The sequence below is a fragment of the Tenacibaculum sp. IMCC1 genome (genome assembly GCF_054906355.1).
Genome location: NZ_CM142818.1, coordinates 475,512 through 501,049 on the forward strand (window position 1 = coordinate 475,512; position 25,538 = coordinate 501,049).

At 31.4% G+C, this 25,538-nt stretch carries 23 protein-coding genes; 9 read left to right on the top strand and 14 right to left on the bottom strand.

Translation table 11 applies throughout. The annotated features are described in order from the left end of the window. Window positions 1-20: 20 nt before the first annotated feature. From ACXIHB_RS02250 to ACXIHB_RS02270, 5 genes are read right to left on the bottom strand one after another with little or no spacing between them, the layout of a single operon-like run. Complete coding sequence (locus tag ACXIHB_RS02250; protein ID WP_159491155.1) at window positions 21-689, bottom strand: YggS family pyridoxal phosphate-dependent enzyme; 669 nt, start codon at window positions 687-689, stop codon at window positions 21-23. 24 nt (window positions 690-713) lie between these two features. Then, on the bottom strand, window positions 714-1,952 hold the full coding sequence (locus ACXIHB_RS02255; RefSeq protein ID WP_047788861.1) for a DUF1015 domain-containing protein: 1,239 nt from the start codon (window positions 1,950-1,952) through the stop codon (window positions 714-716). A 3-nt stretch (window positions 1,953-1,955) separates the two neighbouring features. Beyond that, window positions 1,956-2,909 (bottom strand): D-2-hydroxyacid dehydrogenase, encoded by a 954-nt coding sequence (locus ACXIHB_RS02260; protein ID WP_462098800.1) that lies wholly within the window; start codon window positions 2,907-2,909, stop codon window positions 1,956-1,958. A 43-nt stretch (window positions 2,910-2,952) separates the two neighbouring features. Beyond that, entirely contained in the window at window positions 2,953-4,017 is a 1,065-nt protein-coding gene (gene serC, locus ACXIHB_RS02265) for a 3-phosphoserine/phosphohydroxythreonine transaminase (protein WP_462098801.1), read from the bottom strand. 52 nt (window positions 4,018-4,069) lie between these two features. Next, window positions 4,070-5,131 carry an acyl-CoA reductase gene (locus ACXIHB_RS02270; RefSeq protein WP_047788858.1) on the bottom strand — a complete coding sequence of 354 codons (1,062 nt, stop codon included), beginning with the start codon at window positions 5,129-5,131 and terminating at the stop codon, window positions 4,070-4,072. 71 nt (window positions 5,132-5,202) lie between these two features. Between ACXIHB_RS02270 and ACXIHB_RS02275 the strand changes: the two genes are divergently transcribed. Next, complete coding sequence (locus tag ACXIHB_RS02275; protein WP_047788857.1) at window positions 5,203-5,553, top strand: 4Fe-4S dicluster domain-containing protein; 351 nt, start codon at window positions 5,203-5,205, stop codon at window positions 5,551-5,553. Between the two features lie 79 nt (window positions 5,554-5,632). Here ACXIHB_RS02275 and ACXIHB_RS02280 read toward each other — a convergent pair whose 3' ends face one another. Continuing rightward, window positions 5,633-8,356: a TonB-dependent receptor gene (locus ACXIHB_RS02280; protein ID WP_462098802.1), complete on the bottom strand. Its 2,724-nt coding sequence runs from the start codon at window positions 8,354-8,356 to the stop codon at window positions 5,633-5,635. Window positions 8,357-8,536: 180 nt separating this feature from the next. Here ACXIHB_RS02280 and ychF point away from each other — a divergent pair, with 180 nt between their 5' ends. Next, window positions 8,537-9,628 carry a redox-regulated ATPase YchF gene (gene ychF / locus ACXIHB_RS02285; protein ID WP_073184091.1) on the top strand — a complete coding sequence of 364 codons (1,092 nt, stop codon included), beginning with the start codon at window positions 8,537-8,539 and terminating at the stop codon, window positions 9,626-9,628. Window positions 9,629-9,712: 84 nt separating this feature from the next. Further along, window positions 9,713-10,387: a DUF2461 domain-containing protein gene (locus ACXIHB_RS02290; RefSeq protein WP_047788854.1), complete on the top strand. Its 675-nt coding sequence runs from the start codon at window positions 9,713-9,715 to the stop codon at window positions 10,385-10,387. On the opposite strand, the gene ACXIHB_RS02295 is transcribed toward ACXIHB_RS02290, so the two are convergent. Continuing rightward, window positions 10,384-11,721: an MATE family efflux transporter gene (locus ACXIHB_RS02295; protein ID WP_462098803.1), complete on the bottom strand. Its 1,338-nt coding sequence runs from the start codon at window positions 11,719-11,721 to the stop codon at window positions 10,384-10,386. The two genes, ACXIHB_RS02290 and ACXIHB_RS02295, sit on opposite strands and share 4 nt — an antisense overlap. 89 nt (window positions 11,722-11,810) lie before the next feature. Between ACXIHB_RS02295 and ACXIHB_RS02300 the strand changes: the two genes are divergently transcribed. The 4 genes from ACXIHB_RS02300 to ACXIHB_RS02315 are packed head-to-tail and all read left to right on the top strand — an operon-like array spanning window position 11,811 to window position 14,439. After that, window positions 11,811-12,197 carry an acyl-CoA thioesterase gene (locus ACXIHB_RS02300; RefSeq protein ID WP_159615568.1) on the top strand — a complete coding sequence of 129 codons (387 nt, stop codon included), beginning with the start codon at window positions 11,811-11,813 and terminating at the stop codon, window positions 12,195-12,197. Window positions 12,198-12,232: 35 nt separating this feature from the next. Then, window positions 12,233-13,351, top strand: coding sequence for a DEAD/DEAH box helicase (locus ACXIHB_RS02305; protein WP_462098804.1), 1,119 nt, complete (start codon window positions 12,233-12,235; stop codon window positions 13,349-13,351). Further along, window positions 13,352-13,972, top strand: coding sequence for a trimeric intracellular cation channel family protein (locus tag ACXIHB_RS02310; protein WP_047788850.1), 621 nt, complete (start codon window positions 13,352-13,354; stop codon window positions 13,970-13,972). It abuts the gene before it with no gap. Window positions 13,973-13,977: 5 nt separating this feature from the next. After that, a complete protein-coding gene (locus ACXIHB_RS02315) occupies window positions 13,978-14,439 on the top strand; it encodes a MaoC family dehydratase (RefSeq protein ID WP_253056638.1) in 462 nt (153 codons plus the stop codon). Between the two features lie 50 nt (window positions 14,440-14,489). Here ACXIHB_RS02315 and ACXIHB_RS02320 read toward each other — a convergent pair whose 3' ends face one another. Then, window positions 14,490-14,921 (bottom strand): hypothetical protein, encoded by a 432-nt coding sequence (locus ACXIHB_RS02320; protein ID WP_159491132.1) that lies wholly within the window; start codon window positions 14,919-14,921, stop codon window positions 14,490-14,492. 309 nt (window positions 14,922-15,230) lie between these two features. Further along, the gene (locus ACXIHB_RS02325; RefSeq protein ID WP_462098805.1) at window positions 15,231-16,442 is read right to left on the bottom strand and encodes an RsmB/NOP family class I SAM-dependent RNA methyltransferase; all 1,212 of its coding nucleotides are present in this window, start codon (window positions 16,440-16,442) and stop codon (window positions 15,231-15,233) included. Window positions 16,443-16,503: 61 nt separating this feature from the next. Between ACXIHB_RS02325 and recG the strand changes: the two genes are divergently transcribed. Continuing rightward, the gene (gene recG, locus ACXIHB_RS02330; RefSeq protein ID WP_159615560.1) at window positions 16,504-18,615 is read left to right on the top strand and encodes an ATP-dependent DNA helicase RecG; all 2,112 of its coding nucleotides are present in this window, start codon (window positions 16,504-16,506) and stop codon (window positions 18,613-18,615) included. Between the two features lie 12 nt (window positions 18,616-18,627). On the opposite strand, the gene nhaA is transcribed toward recG, so the two are convergent. The 5 genes from nhaA to ACXIHB_RS02355 form a co-directional block, all read right to left on the bottom strand. Further along, window positions 18,628-19,935, bottom strand: a complete 1,308-nt coding sequence (nhaA, locus tag ACXIHB_RS02335) for a Na+/H+ antiporter NhaA (protein ID WP_231128414.1) — start codon at window positions 19,933-19,935, stop codon at window positions 18,628-18,630. Window positions 19,936-20,083: 148 nt separating this feature from the next. Further along, window positions 20,084-21,607, bottom strand: a complete 1,524-nt coding sequence (locus ACXIHB_RS02340; protein ID WP_462098806.1) for a hypothetical protein — start codon at window positions 21,605-21,607, stop codon at window positions 20,084-20,086. A gap of 10 nt (window positions 21,608-21,617) precedes the next feature. Then, window positions 21,618-22,256 carry an SPOR domain-containing protein gene (locus ACXIHB_RS02345; RefSeq protein ID WP_159615558.1) on the bottom strand — a complete coding sequence of 213 codons (639 nt, stop codon included), beginning with the start codon at window positions 22,254-22,256 and terminating at the stop codon, window positions 21,618-21,620. A 98-nt stretch (window positions 22,257-22,354) separates the two neighbouring features. After that, window positions 22,355-23,158 (bottom strand): formate dehydrogenase accessory sulfurtransferase FdhD, encoded by an 804-nt coding sequence (gene fdhD / locus ACXIHB_RS02350; protein WP_462098807.1) that lies wholly within the window; start codon window positions 23,156-23,158, stop codon window positions 22,355-22,357. 166 nt (window positions 23,159-23,324) lie between these two features. Beyond that, the gene (locus tag ACXIHB_RS02355) at window positions 23,325-24,506 is read right to left on the bottom strand and encodes a THUMP-like domain-containing protein (protein WP_073184074.1); all 1,182 of its coding nucleotides are present in this window, start codon (window positions 24,504-24,506) and stop codon (window positions 23,325-23,327) included. A 134-nt stretch (window positions 24,507-24,640) separates the two neighbouring features. Between ACXIHB_RS02355 and ACXIHB_RS02360 the strand changes: the two genes are divergently transcribed. Continuing rightward, on the top strand, window positions 24,641-25,489 hold the full coding sequence (locus ACXIHB_RS02360) for an outer membrane beta-barrel protein (RefSeq protein WP_047788841.1): 849 nt from the start codon (window positions 24,641-24,643) through the stop codon (window positions 25,487-25,489). Window positions 25,490-25,538 lie beyond the last annotated feature (49 nt).

Sequence of the window (25,538 nt, forward strand, 5' to 3'; positions counted from 1 at the left end):
TTAAGCTAGTTTATGTAAATCTAAGCAATATAATTTCTAACTCCAAAAATTGAGCTTCCTATTCGTACCATTGTACTACCATTTTTTATGGCTAATTCATAATCTCCACTCATTCCCATAGATAATGTTTGTAAATTAGGATAGTTTTCTTTATTTCCATTAAAGAAATTAGCTAATGAAGAAAATTCTTCTTGTAATTGTTTTTGGTTATCTGTAAACGTAGCCATTCCCATTAAACCAACAATTTTTATATTTTCAAGTTCTTCTAACTCATCTGACGCTAAAATAGCTTCAATATCTTCAAAAGGTAACCCAAATTTAGTATCTTCTTTAGCAATTCGTGCTTGTAACAAACAATTAATAACTCTATTATGTTTTTTAGCCTGTTTGTTTATTTCTTTCAGTGTTTTAAAACTATCTACACCATGAATTAAATCAACAAAATGAGCCATATACTTTACCTTATTACGTTGTAAATGACCAATCATATGCCATTTTATGTCCTTAGGCAATTCATCATACTTAGCTACCATTTCTTGTATTTTATTCTCACCAAATATTCGCTGACCAGCATCGTAAGCTTCTTTTAAATCTGCAATAGGTTTGGTTTTAGAAACAGCAACTAACGTTACATTTTCTGGTAGTGTTGATTTTATTTTTTGAAGATTTTCTTTAATTCCTGTAATCATAATAATTGTTTATCAGACTTTATACTAAAACTCGTAAATAGTTAAAGCACTTCTTAACTTAGGTTCTATGTAGGTTGTTTTCGGCGGCATCATTAAGCCAGCATCAACAATAGTTTTTAGTTCTTGAATATTGGTAGGTAGCATTCCAAAAGAAACTTTAAACTCACCACTGTCAACCTTTGTTTTTAATTCTAACCCGTCAGATTTGTCTTGAGAATATACAATTTTAGAAGCGTTTCTAATATCCTCAATTCCTAAAATAGGTTCTAATACGGTTGTATATAAAATATAAGCATCTAATTCACTTAAACAGTCAGTAAATTCATAAGCTGATTTACGTAAATACAAAGCATAAAATTCACCATTTAAATACATGCTAAAATGGTGTTTTTCTTTAGGTTTATATAATTCCTGTCCACGATTCTCAATTCTAAAATGAGTATCTAATTCTATTAAAAGCTCCTCTGGAGTTAACCCGTTTAAATCTCTTATAAATCTATTGAATTCATAAATTTTTACCTGACTTTCAGGTAATAGGTAACTCATGAAAAAATTATAGTCTTCTTTACCTGTATGTTTTGGATTATTCTCTGCTAAATTTTGTGCCAATAAACATGAAGATGTTGAACGATGATGTCCATCAGCAATATATAGGGTGTTAACTTCTTTAAAAGCTTTGGCTATTTGCTCTACATCTTTCTCTTCGTTTATTACCCATAAAAAATGTAAATCCCTATCAGATGTAGAAAACTCGTATTCGGCTCTTTCTTCCTGATATTTTTTTATAATAACATTAATTACATCATTGTCAGGGTAGGTGAGTAGTACTGGTTCTGCATTAAAACCTGTATTTTTTAAGTAGTTTTCAAATAGTAACTCACGTTCTTTTAAAGTGTCTTCGTGCTTTTTTATTACTTCATTATGATAATCTTCTACAGAGGTTGCTGCGATTATTCCACAGAAATTATCATTTGGAGTTATTTTTTGATATATGTAATAAGCAGGAGTTTCATCTTGCTTAAAAACTTCATTTTCTTTGAATTCTAAGTAACGATTGTGTACCAATTTAAAGCGTTGTTCTCCAGTTACATCTTGTTTATGGTATTTATATCCAGGATTAATTACATGCAAAAAAGTGTATGGATTAAAATCGAGTTTTGCTCCAATTTCCGCAGGAGTATAAATTTCATACGATTTAGAAGATACTAAAGCAACTTTATCTCTGGTAGCTCTAACAGCTTTAAAAGGTTTTACAATTGCCATAGATTATTCGCTTAGTAATTCGATGATTTTGTTAGCAAGTTCAATTCCAGCTCTATCTTGTGCTTCAACAGTTGAAGCACCAATATGAGGTGTCATCGATATTTCAGGGTTCATTAATAGTTGAATTTCAGGTCTTGGTTGGCTTTCAAAAACGTCTAATCCTGCATATTTAACCTTTCCACTATCAATAGCATTAACTAAATCAACTTCATTTAGAATACCTCCATGAGAAGTGTTTATAATTCCTACACCATTTTTCATCTTGTCAAACAAAGATGTTTCTATAACATATCCCTCTTGAGCAGGAAGATGTAGTGTAATAAAGTCTGATTTTGATAATAGGTTATCTATACTTTCCGTTTCAATAAAGAAGTCTACTGATTGACCATCGAAAAAAGGAATTGTGATAGTTGCATTATCTATTTCTACATCAGTTGCTATCACTTCCATACCTAAAGCTAGTGCAGTTTTAGCCACTTCTTGTCCTACAGTATCAAACCCAATAATACCTAATGTTTTACCTCTTAACTCAGTTCCTTGCGAGTATTGCTTTTTTAAAGCATTAAAACGCATGTCTCCTTCTAAAGGCATTTCACGGTTCGACTGGTGTAAAAAACGAACCATTCCAAATAAATGCGCAAATACTAGTTCTGCAATTGAAGTGGCAGAAGCATCTTCGCTATTCACAATATGAACTCCATTATCAATAGCATAATCAACATCAATGTTGTCCATTTCGATTCCTAAACAAGCAATAAGTTTAATGCTTGGGCAAGCATCAATTAACTCTTGTCGCACTTGTGTAGTATTACTTACTGTAATAGCATCAATAGCATGATCGTTTATGTAATTTTCTAATTGCTCTTGTGCAACTTTCGTATTTATAACTTCAAAGCCTTTGTCTTCTAAAGCTTGTATTCCGCTAGTGGAAATTCCATCGGTCACTAATATCTTCATCGTTCTTTATATTAAAATGTCATTGTAAAAAATGACGTTGTGTCTAACTTATTCTTTCTAATTCTTGCATTACATCTACTAAAGCCTGTACACTGTATAAAGGCAAAGCGTTGTACATACTTGCACGATAACCTCCAACACTTCTATGACCACTTAATCCATTGATGTTGGCTTCTTGCCACATTTTATCAAACTTAGCTTGTAAATTTTGATCAACTAGGTTAAAAGTTGCATTCATATGGCTACGATCTTCTATGGCAGCGACTCCTTTAAATAAAGGATTTCTATCTATTTCATTATATAGCAGTGTTGATTTTTTCTCATTCACTTTTTCAATGAATTCAATTCCTCCTAAATCTTTTAACCATTCCAAAGTTAACATGGAAGTATATACTGCAAATACAGGAGGTGTATTAAACATACTTTCTTTATCAATAATTATTTGATAATTTAACATTGAAGGAATTTGACGTTCAACTTTACCTAATATATCTTCTTTTACAACCACTAAAGTTGTACCTGCTGGTCCCATATTTTTTTGAGCTCCTGCGTAAATCAAATCAAATTTTGAAAAATCCAGTTGACGAGAAAAAATATCAGAACTCATGTCACATATCATTGGAACAGAAGTCTTAGGAAAACTCTTCATTTGTGTTCCATAAATGGTATTATTACTTGTGCAATGAAAATAGTCTACATCTGTAGGAATTTCATATGTTTTGGGAATATAACTGAAGTTCTTATCTTTTGAGGAAGCTACTTCTACTAATTCGCCAAATAATTTAGCTTCTTTAATTGCTTTATCACTCCAAGTCCCTGTATTTAAGTAAGCTGCTTTTTTATTTAGTAAGTTATAAGCAACCATTAAAAACTGCATACTGGCTCCACCTTGCAAAAACAATGCTTTGTAGCCTTTATTTTCAAGACCTAATAATTCTAGTGCTAAGCTTCTTGCTTTTTCAATTACATCTACAAAGGGTTGACTTCTGTGTGAAATTTCGATTAAAGATAAATTGTCATTATTAAAGTCAATGACTGCTTCTGATGCTTTTTTTAGCACTTCTTCAGGTAAAATACAAGGCCCTGCACTAAAGTTATGTTTTTTCATTTGTGTTGTTGTGTTTTGCTACACAAAGGTGCAAATTTATATAGAGACTCTTTTAAATTTTAGCTAAAAATTCTAGTGTGTTTACACCGTCAGCATAGTCCCATAACTTTGGGTGTTGTGTCTGTCCGAATGCTATTTCATTTTCAATAAAATTATTAGCTACAACACATTGAATTTGCTCTCTGTCTTCCCACAGTTTAATCTTTAAATCATCAGTATTGTTATAATATTCATAAAAAACAGAAGCGATAGGTGAGGCGTAGCTTTCATCTTCTTTAATCATTAAAAAACCATTTTCTAAAATATCAAACTCACTCATTAAATACACTGCCTTATTGTAATCGTAATTATTAGCGTATTTAACATTGTTAATGATTTCATGTTGTTGATACATTCCATTGAAAAAAGCGTCGAAATTATAGTCTTTAGGAACAAATACTTTTGAAACAGAACGACAACCTAATCCGAAATAACGAAAAACATCTTCGCTTAAATTTTGCAGTTGTTCTTCCGATTCATTTCCTGTTAAAACCGCAACAGAGTTTCTGTTTTTTCTTATAATGCTAGGTTTATCTTTAAAGTAATATTCAAAATAACGTGCTGTATTATTACTACCAGTAGCTATTACCGCATCAAACCCTGTTAGTTTTTCTTCAGTAAACGTGATTTTTCCTTTTAATTCAGGATCAATATATTCTAAATATTTTGCTAAAAAAGGCAATAAATGTTTATCGTTAGAAGATTGTTTAACTAATACCGAGTGCCCAGAAATTAGAACTGATAAAAAGTCATGAAAGCCTACTAACGGAATGTTTCCAGCCATGATAACAGCGACTAATTTAGGTTCGTTGTTACCTAAGTTTTCGTTAGCAATCCACTGAGTTAAGTTTTCTGAAGTAAGTGCTTTTGCCCAATTTTCTATAGAGAATAATATGTTTTCTCTGGTAAACCAGGTGTTATTTTCTCCTGCTATTTTTAATTGATGCTTAAATCCATCAAAAAACAATTCGTTATGTTCTATATGTTCTTTTTTCTCTATTTTTTCTTGAGAAAATTGACTTAAAAATTCTCCTAGTTTATGAAAAGCGTTAATTCTACTTTTTATACTATCCATTTATTTTGGTTCTAAATTAAATTGGAACTATTTTTGCAAATGCAAAGTTACAAAACTGAAAGAGATTAATTATGGCAATTATAATAACTGATGAATGTATAAACTGTGGGGCTTGCGAACCTGAATGTCCTAATACAGCAATTTACGAAGGTGCAGATGACTGGAAATATGCTGACGGTACTGATTTAACAGGAAATATTGTTTTACCAAACGGTAAATCTGCCAATGCGGATGAAGATCAAGAGCCAATTTCGGATGAAATTTATTACATCGTTGTAGATAAATGTACAGAATGTAAAGGTTTTCATGAAGAGCCACAATGTGCTGCTGTTTGCCCTGTTGATTGTTGTGTTCCTGATGAAGATAATGTAGAAACAGAAGAAGAGTTATTAGCTAAACAACGTTTTATGCATAACGATTAATAAACTCCAAATTTTTGGAGATATGAAATAAAAAAATCCTGAGAATATTCTCAGGATTTTTTGTTTTTATGAAAACTTATTAAAGTTTAAATCCTAGTCTAGTAAAAAAGTAAGCACCGTCTGATCCCATTTGTACAGAATCGGCTAATCCTCCTTGATCAGTCCATCCATCAAATTGTGGAGTAGGGTACACGTTAAAAATGTTATTCCCTCCAATTGTGAACGTTATTTTATCGGTAAAAGCATAGCTTAGACTTAAATCAGTTGTAATAGCTGATTTATACACATCATTTCCTGCTTTATATAAATTAGTATCTCCAATACCATCCTCATCAGTATCAAAATTTAAAGCTTCACTTTCATTGGCAGGAGAGTACTGTACCCATTGAAAATCAAACAACTCAACATCACTGAATTTAGTTAGATTTAGAGACACATCAAACTTCTTATATCCATACCTTAGGTTTAAACCGAATTTGTGATCTGGAGCTGCTGCTTTTAAATAAGCTTCAGAAAAAGGACTAAAGAAAGTAAATCTGTTTAAGTTTCCGTTCTTTATCTTTTCAATTTTAGTATCGTTAAAGTTTCCTACCAATCCTACATCTATTCTATGATCTTCAAAAGACTTTTTATAGTTTAAAACAATATCTAATCCTTGCGTTTTTGTATCAACACCGTTAGCAAAGAACTGTGCTGCATCAACGCCTAAATTCAATCCAGAAGCATCAAAGTTATCTGTTAAAATAATGCGATCATCAACAGTAATAGAATATGCATCAATGGTAGCTGTAAATCCACCAATTTTATAAGTAAACCCTAAACTAGCATTGAATGCTGTCTCTTCTTTTAATTGTTCTATTCCGAAAGCTCTAGTTACAGTACTGTTATTTGCAGATAATAATGATGGTAAAGATTCCCCATTAACAATATTGGTAAATTTTAAATTATAATATAATTGAGCTAAAGATGGTGCTCTGAAACCTGAGGAAATAGAGCCTCTCAAGGTTAAGTTATCACTTGCTTTAAATCTTGAAGCTAACTTAAAGTTAAATGTACTACCAAAATCACTGTAATCTTCATAACGAACAGCTGCGCCTACTAAGAATTTTTCTGTAAAGTTAAATTCAGAATCAAAATAGATACCTACATTACTTCTTGAACGATTTACTTCATTATCAGGTCCATAGCCTGGAAAACCTTGAGAACCACCAGGTAGTTCATCTCCATTACTGTCAACAGCTACTGGTTGAACAGCAGGATTTGTCATTAATACTCCGTTATCATCATATAATCCATAAGAAGCTTCTTCACCAGCAAAAATGATAAAGTTTTCTGTTCTATATTCTAAACCGAAAGCAAGGTTAACTCCACTCATTAAATCTTCTAAGTACTTACTAAAATTTAATCCAGTAGTATTTTGTGATAAACTATGACCTCCTGCATTAAAATCGGTAGGTGAAGCATCTTTTAAAGAAGCGTTGTTTGAGTCTTTGATGAAATAATGGAATTTATTTTCTCCATACGTATTATTGAAGTCAATCTCCCAACCATTATCTAATTTATGTTTAATTCCTGCCGATACAGATATATCAGTGATGTTTGAAGTAATTCTAGGAGTAAAGCCATTCGGATGTATGCTAGGAACACTTCTATTGTCGCCTTCATCAAAACTATCTCTTGAAAAAGCATACGCATCAGTATCTCTATAATTTCTGCCTCCAAAAGCATATACTTCGGTATTGTCATTTACAGGCAAACTAGCATTTACCATAAAATTGAATCCATCTATAGCAGCGCTACCATATCCTTTTCGCCAAGAAAAACCAGGTCTCAACGTTCTTTCTTTTGACAACAATTCGGTAGTAAAGTTTACAAAACCTCCTTTATCATTCAATTTAGCTCCGTAGTTTAAATCTAGTTTAAAAGTTCCACCATCAAAACTTTTGTCTTCTCCATCTAATCTGTTTTTTCCTTCAACATTGTATAAAGTTTCTCCTGTAGCTTCAGCCCATCCACTTCCTATTGCTGTGCTATAAACTCCATAACCAATACTTCCTGAAACACCGTCGGTATTATCTTTTAAAACAATATTAATAACTCCTGCAATAGCGTCAGAACCATACTGAGCAGACGCTCCATCTCTTAGAACTTCAATTCTTTTAATAGCAGCAGCAGGAATTGCATTTAAATCGGTTCCTGAATTTCCGCGTCCACGTGTTCCAAAAATATTAACTAATGATGATTGATGGCGTCTTTTACCGTTGATAAGTACCAAAGTTTGGTCTGGACCTAAACCTCTTAAGGAAGCAGGTACGATATGGTCGGCACCATCTGATCCTGATTGCTTAGTAGCATTAAATGACGGAGCTGCATACTGTAATATATCATTTACTTCTACTTTACCATTTTTAGTTGCTAAATCTCCTACATCAATTATATCAACAGGTACAGGTGTGTCAATAGCAGTTCTTTTAGGGTTTCTAGACCCTACGATAACAACTTCATCTAATTCTAAACCTTCTTTTAAAACAATATTAAAATTAGTTTTTCCATTAATAGGAACTTCTTGTGTTTCAAAACCTGAAAAACTAACTATTAAAGTTCCATCTATATTAACATTAAGTGAAAACTCGCCGTTAAAATCTGTAGATGTGCCATTAGAGGTTCCTTTTTCTACAATGTTAGCTCCTGGCAAAGGTTCGTTATTTATATCTTTTACTGTTCCTCTAATTAATGTTTGAGCATTTAACAAGTAAAGTCCACCAAAAAATAGGTAAATAATAAGAAGGGTACGTTTTTTCATGTGAAAGTATTTTTTAAGTTAATTTCTTAAAAATAGTAAAAAATCAACCTAAGTCTTAAAAAAATGTTAAAACCATAAATTAAAGAGCTATAAACTAACTTAAATGAATCATAAATAATTAGAAAATTTAGAAAGCAAAGCACTATATTTGCACTCGCAAAATTTCAATAAAACAATAGAATGAAAGCTGGAATTGTAGGATTACCAAACGTAGGGAAATCAACCTTATTTAACTGTTTATCTAACGCAAAAGCGCAGAGTGCAAACTTTCCGTTTTGTACCATTGAACCTAATTTAGGAGTAGTAAACGTGCCAGATACTCGTTTAGAAAAGCTAGAAGAGCTAGTAAATCCTGAAAGAGTTTTACCTGCAACTGTAGAAATTGTAGATATTGCTGGTTTGGTAAAAGGAGCTAGTAAAGGAGAAGGTTTAGGTAACCAGTTCTTAGCTAATATTCGTGAAACAGATGCTATTTTACATGTATTGCGTTGTTTTGATAACGATAATATAGTACACGTAGATGGTTCTGTTGACCCTATAAGAGATAAGGAAACTATCGATATTGAACTTCAGTTAAAAGATTTAGAGACCGTTCAAAAACGTTTGGAGCGTGTAAAAAGAACAGCTAAAACAGGTAATAAGGAGGCACAAGTAGAATTAGAAATTCTATTAAAGGTTGAAGAAACATTATTAGAAGGAAAATCTGTTCGCTCTATTGAATTTACAGAAAAAGAAGAGGAATTTGTAAAACCATTACAGTTCATTACTGCAAAACCAGTTTTATATGTGTGTAATGTTGATGAAGGTTCTGCTGTTTCAGGAAATGCTTATGTTGATAAGGTAAAAGAAGCTGTAGCACACGAAAATGCTGAAGTTATTGTATTGGCTGTAGGTACGGAAGCAGATATTACAGAGTTGGATGATTACGAAGAGCGTCAGATGTTCTTAGCTGATATAGGATTAGAAGAAGCAGGAGTTTCTCGCTTAGTTCGTTCGGCTTATAAGTTATTAAACTTACAAACTTATTTCACTGCAGGTGTAAAAGAGGTAAGAGCTTGGACAATTCCTGTAGGTGCTACTGCACCTCAAGCGGCAGGAGTTATTCACACTGATTTTGAAAAGGGGTTTATCCGCGCTGAGACTATTAGTTATGATGATTATGTATCATTTGGTAGTGAAGCTAAAGTGAAAGAAGCAGGTAAAATGAGAGTAGAAGGAAAGGAGTATATCGTTAAAGATGGTGATATTATGCACTTTAGATTTAACGTATAATCTTTTTGAAGAATAAAGTCTAAACTCCACTAAAATCTAGTGGAGTTTTTTTGTACCTTAGAAATTCTAAATCGCTTATTTACTATGCAAATAGAAAAACAAACATTTCAATTTTTAAAAGACTTAAAAGAAAACAACAATCGCGAATGGTTTACAGAACACAAACCTCGATTCACAGAAGCTCAAAATAACGCAAAAGCTGTATACAAAACCATTCAAGATAATTTAAACAAGCATGATGAGATAGATAAGTTTAAGTTATTTAGAATTTACAGAGATGTGCGTTTTTCAAAAGATAAAACACCGTATAAAACACATTTTGGAGGTTCTTTTCATAGAAAGAAACCAGCATTAAGGGGAGGGTATTATTTACATATTTCCCCAGGCGATAGTTTTGTTGCTGGCGGATTCTGGGAGCCTAATAAAGAAGATCTTTTACGTATTCGAAAGGAATTTGAAGTAGATGCTTCTGAAATTAGAGAAATTTTAAAAGAAAAGAATTACGTACAACATTTTGGAGGTAAATTAGAAGGAGATGAGCTTAAAACAGCTCCTAAAGGATTTGATAAGCAACATCCAGATATCGATTTGATTCGCAAAAAAGGATATATAGCTATTCAACGTTTTACAGACAAAGAAGTATTAGCTCCCGATTTTCTAACAAAAGTAGATGACTCTTTTAAAGCACTTCGTCCTTTTTTTAATTATATGAGTGATGTGCTAACTACAAATTTAAACGGAGAGAGTATTTTAGATTAATTTAGGTGTAATCTCACTTCTCTTTTCAAATAAGCATAAGTAAGCACAGTGGATAAAACATCTGCAATAGGAAAAGACATCCATACACCATTTACGCCATAAAATTTAGGAAGTAAATACACTAAAGGAATTAAAAAGAACCCTTGTTTTAAAAGTGTTAATAATAGTGCAGGCAACGCTTTACCTGCTGCTTGAAAGTATGCTGATCCAATTAGTTGAGTGGTTATTACAGGTGTTGCCAAAAAAGCTACTATTAATGCATCTGGAGTAAGTTTTAATAGTTTTTCGTCTTCTGTAAAAACACCAACTAATTCAGTTGGAAATAGCATTATCAGAATAAAAATTAAAACAGCTATTCCCGTACCAAAAAGGATAGATTTATTTATAGTTTCCTTTACTCTTTCTGTATTATTGGCTCCATAATTATATCCTGCAATAGGTAAAAAACCTTGCGTAACTCCTAAAACAGGAAATAAAGCAAATAACATAACTCTATTAATAATACCATAGACTGCAATTGAAATTTCACCTCCATACTTAAAAAGAGAATAGTTTAAGACTATAGTTAATATACTTATTGTTCCTTGCCTTACTATAGTTACTCCTCCTAAAGACACAATCTCTTTTACAATAGAAAAATTCAATTTAAAATACTTCGGAATAATTTTTAAATCAGTCTTTTTTGAAATAAAAAACCAAAGAATAAATACTCCACTAACAGCATACGAAATAGAGGTAGCCAAACCTGCGCCGTACATTCCTAAATTCATAAACTTAATGAAAATAATATCTAAAAAAATATTAGCAATTGCAGGGAAGAGCATGGTAAGCATCGCATAATTAGGTTTCCCTACAGCTCTAACAACGGGGTTTCCCATCATAGCAAAAGCCAAAAACGGAACACCCCAAACAATTACATCGAAATATTCAGTAGCAGGAGTTATAATATCTCCATTAGCCCCAAAAAGTTGTAAAATAGGAATACTAAAAAATGTTCCTAAAAGCACAAATAAAACAGATAATACAATAGTTAATGAAATTTGATTTCCAAAAACTTCAAAGGCTTTATTTTCTTTATTAGCTCCTAAGGCTCTAGAAATTATAGAACTTCCTCCAATTCCAACTCCCATACCAATAGAAGAAATTAAAAAAGCAATAGGTAATACCACGGTAATTGCAGCAATAGCGAGTACGCCAATCCATCTTCCTACAAAAATGGTATCAACAATCATATTAATCGACATTACTAAAATTCCAATAGAAGCAGGGATAGCTTGTTTTAAAATGAGTTGACTAATACTTTTTGTACCTAGGTCGTTGGCGATTGTATTCATGCTGACTAAATTAACGCGAATTATCCATCAAAAATAAAAACAAGGTTAGATTTAAGTAATAATTAACATCAATCCTGTAAGTTTGTCTTATGAATTTATTTGAACAAAAGCATATCGTAACTTCAGAAGAAATAGACGAATACAACCATGTAAACAATGTAGTGTATGTACAATGGATGCAAAACATTTCAGATGCTCATTGGAAAGAACTTTCTAAAAACGTTCAAAACATCGATTATGTGTGGTTTGTTATTAGACATGAAGTTGATTATAAAAATCAAGCCGTATTAGGAGATGAAGTTACGCTTAGAACATGGGTTGGAAAAACAGAAGGGATAAGATCCATACGTCATTTTGAAATGTATAAGGGAGAAACTTTATTAGTAAAATCTCAAACTACATTTTGTTTGTTAGACGCTAAGACAAAAAAGCCTAAAAGAATTACGAAAGAAGTAACAAATTTATTGTTACCGTAAAAGAAACAATATCTTTGCACTTATAAATTTATAGAATGACAACATTTACCGCATTAGGAGTACGAAAAGAATATGTTAAGGGATTGAAAGAGTTAGGAATAACAACTCCTACTGAAGTACAACAAGAAACTATACCTTATTTACTTGAAAATAATTCAGATTTTATAGGATTAGCACAAACAGGTACAGGGAAAACTGCTGCTTATGGTCTACCTATTTTACATAAAATAGATGCTTCAAAAGACAATGTACAAGCATTAATTTTATCGCCAACAAGAGAATTGGTACAACAGATAAAGAAACAACTATTTAAGTTTACAAAATATGTTGATGATAAAATTTTTGTAGAAGCAGTGTATGGTGGAGAAAAAATAGAGCGCCAAATCAACAATTTAAAAAGAACCACGCATATTATTGTAGCAACTCCAGGACGTTTGATTGATTTAATAGAAAGGGGTGATGTAGATTTAAAAAATATCAAAACCTTAGTACTTGATGAGGCAGATGAAATGCTTAGTATGGGGTTTAAATTAGAGTTAAATCGTATTTTAAAATATACTTCTGGTACTCGTAAAACATGGTTGTTTTCGGCAACAATGCCAGATGAAATTAGAAGTATTATAAAAAAATACATGAATGCTTCAGCAAAACAAGTTGAAGTAAACAAAAATGTATTGGTGAATTCCAACATTACGCATCAGTTTGTAACAACTACGATCCCTGAAAAAACCGATGTTATTGTTAAGTTTTTAGAAAAAAGACATACTGAAAGAGGAATCATTTTCTCAAGAACCAAAGCAGGAGCTCAAAAACTAACGAAAGAATTACAAGAAGATGGGTTTTCGGTAGAAGCTCTTGAAGGGGACATGCAACAAAAAGAACGTGATAAGGTAATGCGTGCTTTTAAAAATGGAAACCTACAAGTATTGGTGTCAACAGATGTTTCAGCCAGAGGAATTGATGTTCAAAACTTAGCTTTTGTTATTCATCACCAATTACCAGAACAACTAGAGTATTATACACACCGAAGTGGTAGAACTGCTAGAGCAGGGAAAAGAGGAATTTCTTTAGCATTGATTCTTCAAAATGAAAGAAGTCGTTTAGCTGAAGTAGAAAGAACATTACAAATACAATTTTCTGAAATATCAATATAAATGGATGTAATTTACGCCATAGACATTGCTGGAACTTTTGCCTTTGCTATTAGTGGAGCATTAGTTGCTATTAGAAAAAAGTTTGATGTTTTTGGAGTCATTATCATAGCTTTTGTGACTGCCGTTGGAGGTGGAATGACTAGAGATGTACTTATTAATGCACATCCTATAAACTGGATTGGAGATATTAACTATATCTGGACAATATTAATAGCTGTTGCAGCAACTTTTTTATTTCGAAGTAAAATAGCACCGTTAAGAAGAACAATGTTTTTGTTTGATACTATTGGTATAAGTGTGTTTACGTTATTAGGTGTTCAAAAAGGAATAAATTTTAATTTACATCCATTTGTAGCCTTAGTTATGGGAATGTCTTCCGCAGTAATGGGAGGTGTAATTAGGGATGTGCTAACAAATGAAATTCCGTTAATTTTTCATAGAGAAATATATGCGTCAGCCTGTTTAGCAGGAGGAATTGTATACCTACTTTTATATCCTTTAAACATCAATGAAGATGTACTTTTTGTTATTTCTGCAGGAATAATTATTCTTGTAAGAACAATTGCTGTACAGTATAAATTGGAGCTTCCTCGAATAAAAAAAGATGTATTTGGTAAATAAAGGATATGAAAAAATTAGTTTTTGAAAATTTAAAAGAACTTTCTAATATAGAAGGAAAACAGTTACCGGTAGGAGAGTGGTATACTGTAACTCAACAAATGATTAATGATTTTGCCAATGCTACATTAGATAAACAGTGGATTCACATCGATGAAGAAAAAGCTGCTAAATATTCTCCAACAAAAACAACGATAGCGCACGGATTCATGTCTGTTTCTATGTTGTCGGAACTAATTTCTAAACAATTTGAAGTAAAAAGTGTAATTATGGGGTTAAACTACGGATTAAATAAAGTTCGTTTTCCAAACCCTGTGCCTGTAAATAGTGAATTACGTTTAATTAGTTCCGTTAAACTAATAGAAGACTTTCAAAACGGTAAAAAGTTAACTTTTGATTGTACGATAGAAATAAAGGGACAGGAAAAACCAGCCTGTGTTGCCGAATTTATTTTTGTTCTATTTGAATAAAAAAAGCTGCCTTAAGAAAGACAGCATTTAAAGTTTTATATTTCTTAGTATTATGACAACCAGCCTTTCGCGATTGTCTTTTTTGAATACATTAATAAAAACACACCTATAACAATTACCATTATAGGCATTATAATACTTCCAGGTCCGTATACTTCAGATGCTCTACTCATAAATAAGTTATACGACATTTGAACTATAATAGCTATTAGCGAAATTAAAAACATAGGTCTTGCTAACTTTTTTCTCATTAATAAAAAAGCACTACCAAGTAATCCTCCAAAAACGGCTATAGCAAAAGCAGCGGTAACCCAAGTAGGAACATTTTCATATAAAGCCCTTTCTGCTTCAGGTAAAGCAGCTCTGACTTCATCTGTCATGTAAGCTTGACCAATATAAGACATAACACCTAGTCCATTCCAAACTAAGGCTGCAATACCAATAATCCAAAAAAGTGTGGCGGGTTTGTTTGAATCTGTCATAAAACATAGTTTTTTAGTTAGTTATTGTTAAATGTAGTTATAAATAACTCAAAATCCAAAACAGACTGTAAATCAAAAAGTAGTGCACAAGTAAAAAAAGAAAGTGATTAGCTTGTAAATAGAAGGCTTTCATAAAATAATGTTAAAGACTAGTAATTAGTGTAACAACACTAGAAAATAGTCGTCACATAAACATATAATTACTTAACAAGTAATGTTTAGTGATTAGTTAGTTTTTAATAGTTGATTGAAAGGAAAGGCTCGAGATATTATCCCGAGCCTTTTTTAATATATTTATATTTTTACAGTTTACTTTCTTTCTAGTAAGGCCATATAAAATCCGTCGTAACCAGATTTATGCGATAGTACTTTTTCGTCTTTTATAAATTTAAAATCTTTTCCTGCATCAGAAGCTAAAAAGAACTCAACTTGTTGTTGATTTTCTGAAGGTAATACTGAGCAAGTGGCATATACCATTTTCCCACCTGGCTTTACCATTTTAGAGTATTGTTGTAATACTTCTTGTTGTGTACCACGAATTTTATCTAAAAACTCAGGTTGTAATTTCCACTTACTATCAGGGTTTCTTCTAATTACTCCCAAACCAGAACATGGAGCATCAATTAATACCCTATCAGCTTTTCCTTGTAATTTTTTAATTACTTTGGTTGAATCAATAACACGAGTATCAATATTGTGAACCCCGTTTCTTCTAGCACGTACTTTTAGTTTTTTCAATTTACTCTCGTAAATATCCATTGCTATAACTTGTCCTTTATTTTTCATTAAAGAAGCTAAGTGTAACGTTTTACCACCAGCACCAGCACAAGTATCTACGACCTTCATGCCAGGTTCTACATCTAAATAAGCAGCTACTAATTGTGACGAAGCATCTTGAACTTCAAAAAAACCTTTTTTAAAGGCCTCTGTTTTAAAAACATTAGCTCTTTCTACTAATTTTAAAGCATCATCATATCCTTTGATAAATTCAGTGTCAATTCCTTCAGAAGCTAACTGTTTTTGTAAATGAGCTTTGGTTGTATTTAAAGTGTTTGTACGTAAGATAACTTCTGCTTGTTTGTTTAATGCAGCTATTTCTTTGGTCCAAACCTCTTCACCTAATTCTTGTACACCTACTTCATCAATCCAGTCAGGAATAGACTCTCTAAATTTTCTTGTTTTTAATAGCTCATCAAACTTACCTTTAATTCTTCTAGTAGGGGTAGGTTCAATTTGATTCCAATCAGGTAACTGAATTCCTTTTAGTACACACCAAACAGCAAATAATCGCCATAAATCAGGACGAGAATACGGAGCTTTTACATTTGCTATTTCTGCATATAATCGTTTCCAACGAACCACATCATAAATAGTTTCTGCAACAAACTTTCTATCACGTGCTCCCCAGCGTTTATCTCTCTTCAATGCTTTCTCTACAGCTTTATCTGCATATACATCTTCATTAAAAATATCGCGTAAGCTATCAATAACCGCGAAAACTAAATTTCTATGTAATCTCATTTGATGAATTTAAGAGTGCAAAGATAGTTGATTTTAATGGCTTTTTGTATTTTCGTTCTTAATGAATTTAAACCACCCCGTAACATATATAAAAGGAATTAGTGTTGCCAGAGCAGAGTTACTATTTACCGAGTTAGGTATTAAAACTTGTAATGATTTATTACATCTTTTTCCGTTTAGATATATTGATAAAACACAGTTTTATACGATTAATCAGTTGCAACAAAACTCTGCTGAAGTACAAATAGTAGGTAAGATTACGGGCGTAAAAACCGTAAAGCAAAAAAGAGGAAGTAGGTTAGTGGCTACTTTTTCAGATGCTACAGGTACTATGGAGTTAGTTTGGTTTAAAGGGGCTAAATGGATTAAAGACAGTTTAAAAGTAAATGTTCCATACGTTATTTATGGAAAACTAAATTGGTATAATGGAACTCCTAATATGCCACATCCAGAAATGGAAACAGTAAAAGAATACAAAAGCAAGCTACAAATGGCTATGCAACCGGTATATCCTTCTACTGAAAAATTAAGTACGAAAGGAATAAGTAATAAGGTCATGCGTACGATGATTCAAAACTTGTTTCAGCAAGCTTATAATGATATTGAAGAAACTTTTCCTGCTTATTTTATTGAAGAACATCAATTTTTAGGTAAAAAAGAATCACTTTTGAATATTCACTTTCCTAAGAATCAAGAACTACTAGCAAAGGCTCAATATCGATTAAAGTTTGAAGAGTTATTCTTTATTCAATTACAATTATTACAGAAAAAACTTATCCGCAAATCAAAATTAAAAGGATTCGTTTTTGAACAGGTAGGAGAGGAGTTTACCAATTTTTATAATAATCATTTGCCTTTTGACTTAACAGGAGCTCAAAAACGAGTATTAAAAGAGATTCGTAAAGATGTTGGTTCTGGAGCGCACATGAATCGATTATTACAAGGTGATGTGGGCTCTGGAAAAACGATTGTAGCGTTATTAACTATGTTGTTAGCCATTGATAATGGCTACCAAGCCACAATTATGGCACCGACAGAGATACTTGCAACACAGCACTATAATGGGATTATAGAGTTATTAGAGAAAACCGATATTAAAGTTGAATTATTAACAGGATCTACCAAAACAAAAAAACGTAGAGAAATTCATGAAAGCTTACTAGATGGTTCTTTGCATATTTTGATTGGCACTCACGCTATTTTAGAAGAAAAAGTACAGTTTACAAATCTAGGGATTGCTATTATTGATGAGCAACATCGTTTTGGAGTAGCACAGAGAAGAAAGTTGTGGGAAAAAAGTTCATCTGATGGAAGAGCTATTCCTCCTCATATTTTGGTGATGACTGCGACACCTATACCAAGAACATTAGCAATGTCGGTTTATGGTGATTTGGATATTTCTGTGATTGATGAATTGCCTCCTGGTCGTAAAGAAATTAAAACTGTACATCGCTATGATAGTAATCGTTTAGGTGTTTTTAAGTTTTTGAAAGATGAAATTGCTAAAGGGAGACAAGCTTATGTGGTATATCCTTTAATCCAAGAATCTGAAGCGATGGATTACAAAGACTTAATGGATGGATATGAAAGTATTTCTAGAGAATTTCCTTCTCCTAAATATCAAATTAGTATTGTTCATGGTCAAATGAAACCTGCTGATAAAGACTATGAAATGGAACGTTTCGCAAAAGGAGATACGCAAATTATGGTAGCAACTACGGTTATTGAAGTAGGAGTGAACGTACCAAATGCTTCAGTAATGGTTATAGAGAGTGCTGAACGTTTTGGATTAAGTCAGTTACATCAATTGCGAGGTAGAGTAGGACGTGGAGCTGAACAGAGTTACTGTATTTTATTATCGAGTTACAAATTATCTTCTGATGGAAAAACTCGATTACAAACTATGGTAGAAACTACAGATGGGTTTAAAATTGCTGAAGTAGATTTAAAACTTCGTGGTCCGGGAAATATTATGGGAACACAACAAAGTGGAGTGTTAAATCTTAAAATAGCAGATGTTGTTAAAGATAGTCCAATATTACATGTAGCACGTAAAGCTGCCATAAATTTACTTCATGAAGATCCTAATTTATCAGAAATAAAAAATTCCAGCTTGCTGAAAGCTTATGAAAAGCTTAGAAAAACAAGTGGAATTTGGAGTAATATAAGTTAGAATTAAGCACTATTAACTAGTACTTAATTCTTCTTTTTTGTTTTGATCGTTTTTATCAACATCACTTTCACTTTTATTGTATCTTAATATTAGGTATCCTATTATAGCAGATACAAGAGAACCTAGTAATACACCAATTTTAGCAGACCCTAGGAACTCTGGACTTTTAGCAAAAGCCAAACTAGCAATAAATATAGCCATAGTGAACCCAATTCCTGCTAAAAACGATACACCTATAATATGTCTATTATTTATATCTTTAGGAACCTCTATTATTTTAAGTTTTTTAACGGTAGTAATTATTGTAGTAATTCCAATACTATTTCCAAGAACTAAACATAGAGCGATGTTTATTATTAAGGAGGTGTCTAAGTTAGCGTCACCATCTATTAAAACTCCTGCATTAGCTAAAGCAAAAATAGGGATAATTGCATATGCAACGATATCATGTAGTTTATGCTCTAACAATTGTAAAGGTGACTGATAATCTTCTATCCAATGATCTAAACTATCTATTTCTGCAACTTGTTCTTTCGATAATATAGGTTTAGAAGAAACTTTAGCCCCTTTGATATTATCCATTATTTGTGATAAGTGTGCTATAAACTCAGGAGTATGTACTTTTTGTCTAATAGGCACAGCAAAAGCCATTAATATACCTGCAACTGTTGGGTGTATACCTGCTTTAAGGAATAAAACCCAAATTACAGTACCAAACAAGAAAGTTATATATTTTGAGTAAAAACCTCTGTAAGCTATAAAATATAAAAAGGCTAACAAAGCTAACGCTATAGATATTAAAGTTATATTTATACTAGCACTATAAAATAAGGCAATAACTAAAACAGCTCCTATATCATCTACAATGGCAAAAGCTGTTAGGAATACTTTTAAACTAAGAGGTACTCTTTTACCTAGAGTATTTAATACCGCTAAAGAAAAAGCTATGTCTGTTGCCATAGGTACCCCCCAACCATGTGCTGTATCAGCACTTTTATTTAAGAAAACAAAAAATAAAATAGGAAACAACATTCCACCAAGAGCACCGAAGAGAGGAAAAGCTAATTTTTTGGTAGAATTTAACTCTCCAATTAAAAATTCTCGTTTAATTTCTAACCCTATTAAAAAGAAAAATACAGCCATTAATCCGTCATTAATCCAAAGAATTAAAGGTTTATACAATTCAAAATGTTCTGATTTAAAACCAATTTTGTATTCCCATAAAGCATTGTAACTATCTTTAAAAGGAGAATTTGCTAAAATAAGAGCAAGTAAAGTAGCTCCTAAGAGTAAAATACCACTTGCACTTTCAGTTTTCATGAAATTTTGGAGTGGAGATATAATTCTTTTTTTTATCATGTTTATGTATATAGATTGTTACTTACTTTTTTAGTAAAAAGTAAGGTTATTAATTTTTTTGTTTCAGAAAGCGAAGATAATTCATCAAACTTTAACGAAAAGTTAAATTTTAAAACTTTTTAACACTTAAGAAGGAGAAATTATATGAAATACCTAAATTTAGTTGGGTGCTACTTAAACTTCCACCTTTAGCTTTTACATAACCTGCTCCTAATCTTAAATTTAACTTATTGGTAAGTTTTTGATTAACTCCAATACTAGGTTTAATAATTAACCCTTGTCCTGTGCTTATACCACCACCACCAGCTGCACCTCCTAGAATCTGTGCAAAAAATGTTGTTCTTTCTTTAAAAAAGCTATTAGTTTGCACTCCTAACCCTACTATACCTTCTGCATAAGCGCCAGCATTACCAAAATTAGCAAAAGAAGTTTGACCAGCAGCATATAAATATTTATTTAAGAAAAAATTTAACTGTAATGATATTTGATGCATATTTTCATTATGTCCTTCATCTCTTGCTGCATTAACATATAAGTCTTGTTTAATAATAGCATCAAAACCTTTAAATTTTCCTCTTGAAAATTCTCTTTCGTCTGATAAAATTCCATCTCTATCTACATAGTATTTTAATCCTAGACCAAAAGTAGAAGAAACAAAATGAGAGTCGGGACTCATCATATATCCTTTATTGATTGAGGCATATACATTATCGAATAGTTTTTGTTCTAAAGAGATATCTGGATAAATTAAAAAACCGCCTTTAGTATCTACTCCACCACCACCACCGGCTCCTAATCCTAATTTAGCTAAAATATTTGTACGGTTTCTATTCATTGATAAATGATATCCGCCACCCAAAAATACATCCATATACCCAGCTTTTATTCCATGATATGCGCCATCAGCTTTAACAAAAAAGAAAAAATTATCTGTAAAATAAGAGTTTAATTCAAATCCTGCTAAACGTATTGTATTTCCTTCATAAGAACCTTTGGTTACCTTAGCGTTATTTAGGTGAACTAATAATGAAATTCGATTACTAAAGATATTCCAAGAACTTTGTCTTAAATTTTCTATAGAAAAATTACTTTCTCTATTTTTAAAACTTGTTGTTTCAAAAGAAAGAGGTACTTGTATTGCTACATTAAACTGGCTACTATTTATGGTGCCACCATCAAAAAAGTCAACATAACTGTATCCTGCAGCTGCAGAAAAGTGTTTAAAATCATATCCTAAATTAAGATGAGGAAGTATAAAAGCTCCTCCACCATCAGGGGCAGATGCACCACCACCACCACCAAAATGAATTCCAGCATCAATAAAAAAGTTATCGGTTATTTTTTGTTGGATTCCAGCATTTACACCTAAAGTAAAAAAGCCTCCTCTAATACCTCCAATAGCACCATATAAACCAACTCCAGCATAACTCCAATCATTTAGTTTTAGATTGTAGTGAAGCCCTGTATAGTCCATATTTTGTTCTCCTTCAGGCATTTTAATTGATAAGAAATCAATTTGACCAAAACCAAACTGTGTTTTTCTTTCAGGAATGGTATTTGTTTGCGCGTAAAAAAAATGAACACTCATTAGTAAACTTACTACGAGTGCTCTTTTAAAAATAATGTTAAGCATTAAATTTTATTTAATTATGTATTTTTTGACGTTCACCGTTTATGTATGAAGCTACAAAAGCATCATTAAATCCTATTTTAATTAATTCTTTTTGTAAATCTTTAGCTTCATCTAAGGTAGTATATAAACCTAAAGAGTATTTAAAATAGCCATCATTAGTTGTAACTGTTGAAGGAATAACTTCTGAAGACAATAAAGGGTATTTGTTTTTAGAAAGTACTCCTATTTGTACAGAATAAATAGTTTTTCCATTTATGTTTTCTGTCACTTCGTTTGTAATAGTTTCAGTGTTTATATTTGATGATATGTCATTAATGTTATCTGAAGACTCTTCATTATTTCTAGCAGCTCTAGCTTGCGCTCTATTTATGCTGTCTAAAACTCTGTAAGCTTCTTTCTTTTTTATAGACTCAACGTCTAAGTTGTTAATAGCGCTATCACCACCATTTACATAAAAATAATATGCTGCCCCTAAAGCAAGACCTAAAAGCAAACCTAAAAAAATAGGCAGAGTTTTAGAACTCTTTTTTAAAGCAGCCAATTCTTCTTGTGTACTGCTTAATTCACTTTCTGCTTCTTCTCTTTTTAATTTAGCATTATCTAAGTCTTCTTGTATTAACTTAAACTTTTCTTCTTCTATAAAAGGCATAATATGGGTTGATTAATAATTATTAAAAGCACTAAAATACAAATCTTTTTTCATTCATAAGTTTTAAAGAGTATAATAGAGCTTCTAATTGATAATTTCTATAACTCGTGAGGGGTAGAATAAACAGTCATTTTATTATTTCTACTAAAACCAATAAGGAAAATTCCAAATTCTTTTGCAAAATCTACAGCTAAAGAAGAACAAGCAGAAACTGCTATTATTATTGGTATTTTAGCTAAAAAAGCTTTAGAAACTATTTCATAAGAAACTCTTCCGCTAACTAACATATAATTAGCTTCTTTTAGCTTGTTTTTATTGATTAAATCACCAACACATTTATCTACGGTATTATGGCGACCAATATCTTCTTTTATAGTTAATAATTTTTTATTGGTGTTAAAAATAGCACAAGCATGACTACCTCCTGTAGACCTGAATAAAAATTGCTTCTTGTTCATTTCCAGAAACATAAAATTCATTTCTTCAATTAAATCTTTAACATTATTGGTAGAGTTTCTTTTTAAAGACTTTCCTTTAATTTTTAAATCTTTTAATTCCTTTTTTCCACAAATTCCGCATGAAGAAACTGATAAAAGAGTACGTTTATTTAAATATCCTTTTCCTAATTTATTTTTTAAAATTTCCAAGTTTATAACTGTAGAAAAGTCCTTCTCTGTTTTTATTATGTTTATTTTAACTCCATCTTTATTTTTGTAGATGTCTTCAGCATATAATAAGCCTCTTACTAATTCTTCATCGTTTCCAGGAGTTCTCATCACTACTGTGTATGGCTCTTTGTTAATGTTTATTTGTAATGGAGCTTCTATTACAAGAGTGTCATCAAATTTTTCTAAAGAATCAATAGAAAGTTTAATAGATTGGTAGCTTTGTGTCTGTTTCATGATGATAGCAAATGTATGTAAAAAAGTAAGTAAAAAGAAAAGCCCTGACATTTAAGAATCAAGGCTTTTGGTATGTTTTATCGCCCCTAAACAATAAAACATACCTTTTGATAGGGGCTTTCTATCAATTAAATAAACGATAAATTACGAATAATAGTATTGGATACTAACCATTTTTCGTGCAGTCAATAACTATAAGTTCATTGTTTAGGTTTGTGGTAAAAAATAAATAAGTATTTCCACCGTCTTTTAATTTTGTTTCTTTTCTAATTTGAGCTACAGTTTTTGGGAAATTACGTGTTGTAATGTTTGCCTTAGATTCTGTTATTTGTTTCTTTATTCTTTTTTTATTGTAAGTAAATACATTGTTGATGTTAAAGATTCTTCCGGGGAAATCTTCAACTAAATTTTCTGAAGTATAAAGATGAGAATGTTGATGTAGTTTACCTATTTTTTGTTGATTTGCTACTTCGTTAAATCCTCCTGATTTTAAAATAGCGGCATTAGGTTCATAAAGATATTTTAACGGTAGAGAATATTCAGGTTTTATTTTGTTTTTTAAACTGAAATTAAAAAATTGATAATTGTTTTTCAGTATGTTACATGTTTTTATTTCAATAGGTACTTTAATGTCTTTTTTTAATAAAAAAAGTAACTCTTTTACCTCATTATTAACTGCTATAACATGAATTTCTTTTACAAATTTCAATTCATTTATAGTTGATGTAATGTCTAAAATTGGTGAGTTTTTAATAAGAATTGTGTTCGACTTTTCAAATAAAAAATCTAAATTTTCAGGTATATTTGGTATACAATCACTCAATAAAAAAACTTTTCCTTTTTTTTCGTTTCTTCGAGAAGGATCAATGTAAATACAATCGAATTTTTCAGAAGTATTTTCTAGATATTTTAATCCGTTTGTAGCTATAGTTTCAATGTTAGACACTTTCATTTGCTTATAATTGTATGAAACAATTTTTGAAAGTTTTTCATTTAGCTCACAATGCATAACATTTTTAAATTGTTTTGAAAAAGCATAACAATCAACACCAAAGCCTCCAGTAATATCTATTATTGACTCTCCGTTAATTAATTTAGACTTGTACTCAGCTGTTATTTCAGAAGAAGTTTGTTCAATACTTAGTTTAGGAGGATAATAGATGTTTTTTGTTTGAAACCAAGTAGGTAGTTTTTTTTCAGATTTTTGTTTCGCAATGATTTGGTTGGCTAATTCTTGAATAGAGATTTTTTCAAAAGGGCTTCCTTTAAAAATTAATTGCTCTATATTGGATGTTAGGTTATGGTTAATATAATCCTGAACCTCAGTGTTTAAAATGTTTTTATTCAAAAAAGAAGTGTTTTTTTAAATGCTTTTTACTACAATAATACTAATAATTTAACAGTTATAAAGTTTTGTTAATCCTATATTTTCATTAGGTTTGTTTACTTAATTATCAATTTAAAGTTAACAAATAATTTATTATGAAAAAAAGTATTTTAATGCTTGCTATGATTTTAGCAACAATGAGTGTAAGTGCTCAGTTTTATGTTTCTGCAGCAGGAGGGTATTCAATTTCTAGTGCTGGTGTACGTTTTGGTACTGAAACTACTGCAGCTGGAGTAGAGAACACTTACGGTAGTTATGGTGAAGGACTACATACTCAATTAAGAGGAGGGTATTTTTTTAACGACACTTTTGGTGTTGAAGTTGGTGTTGGATACTTAAATGGAGCAGATCAAACTTCTCTTTTAGTTGATTTACCTACACAAGCTCAATATATAAACATTGAAGCTAGAGGTAAAGCTTATGGGGCATCTGCTTCGTTAGTTTATAAATTTACTAATAATATCTATGGACGTTTTGGAGCCTTGATTAAGGTAGGAGGAAAAACTGAATCTGATGGGAAAATAAGAATGGCATTGTCTCAAACAGAAATGCTTAATGTAGATTATACTCAAGATTACAAGGGCCGTTTGCCATTAGGTTTTATAGGTGCTGTTGGATATAAGTATGACTTAAGTGATAAAGTATCTCTTTTTGCAGAATTAGAATACATGGGAATTAGTGTTACTAGAGATACTTCAGAAATTACTGAATTTTCAGCAAATGTTAATGGAGAAGCAAGATCTATAGAGCAAGTAAAAGCTATTTTTGCTAATCACCCTAATGCTCAATATAATCCTTTAGCTGCTGTATTTAACAAAAATATAGAGTATGTTGATGAGTTACCTTTTGGTGCAAATCCAGCTGGAGAAAAGCAATTATCTCAAAAAGTTCCTTATTCTTCTTTTGGGATTAATATTGGTGCTACTTTCTATTTCGGAAAATAATTCCTGTATTATATAAAATAAAAAGAGCAGCAATTTTGCTGCTCTTTTT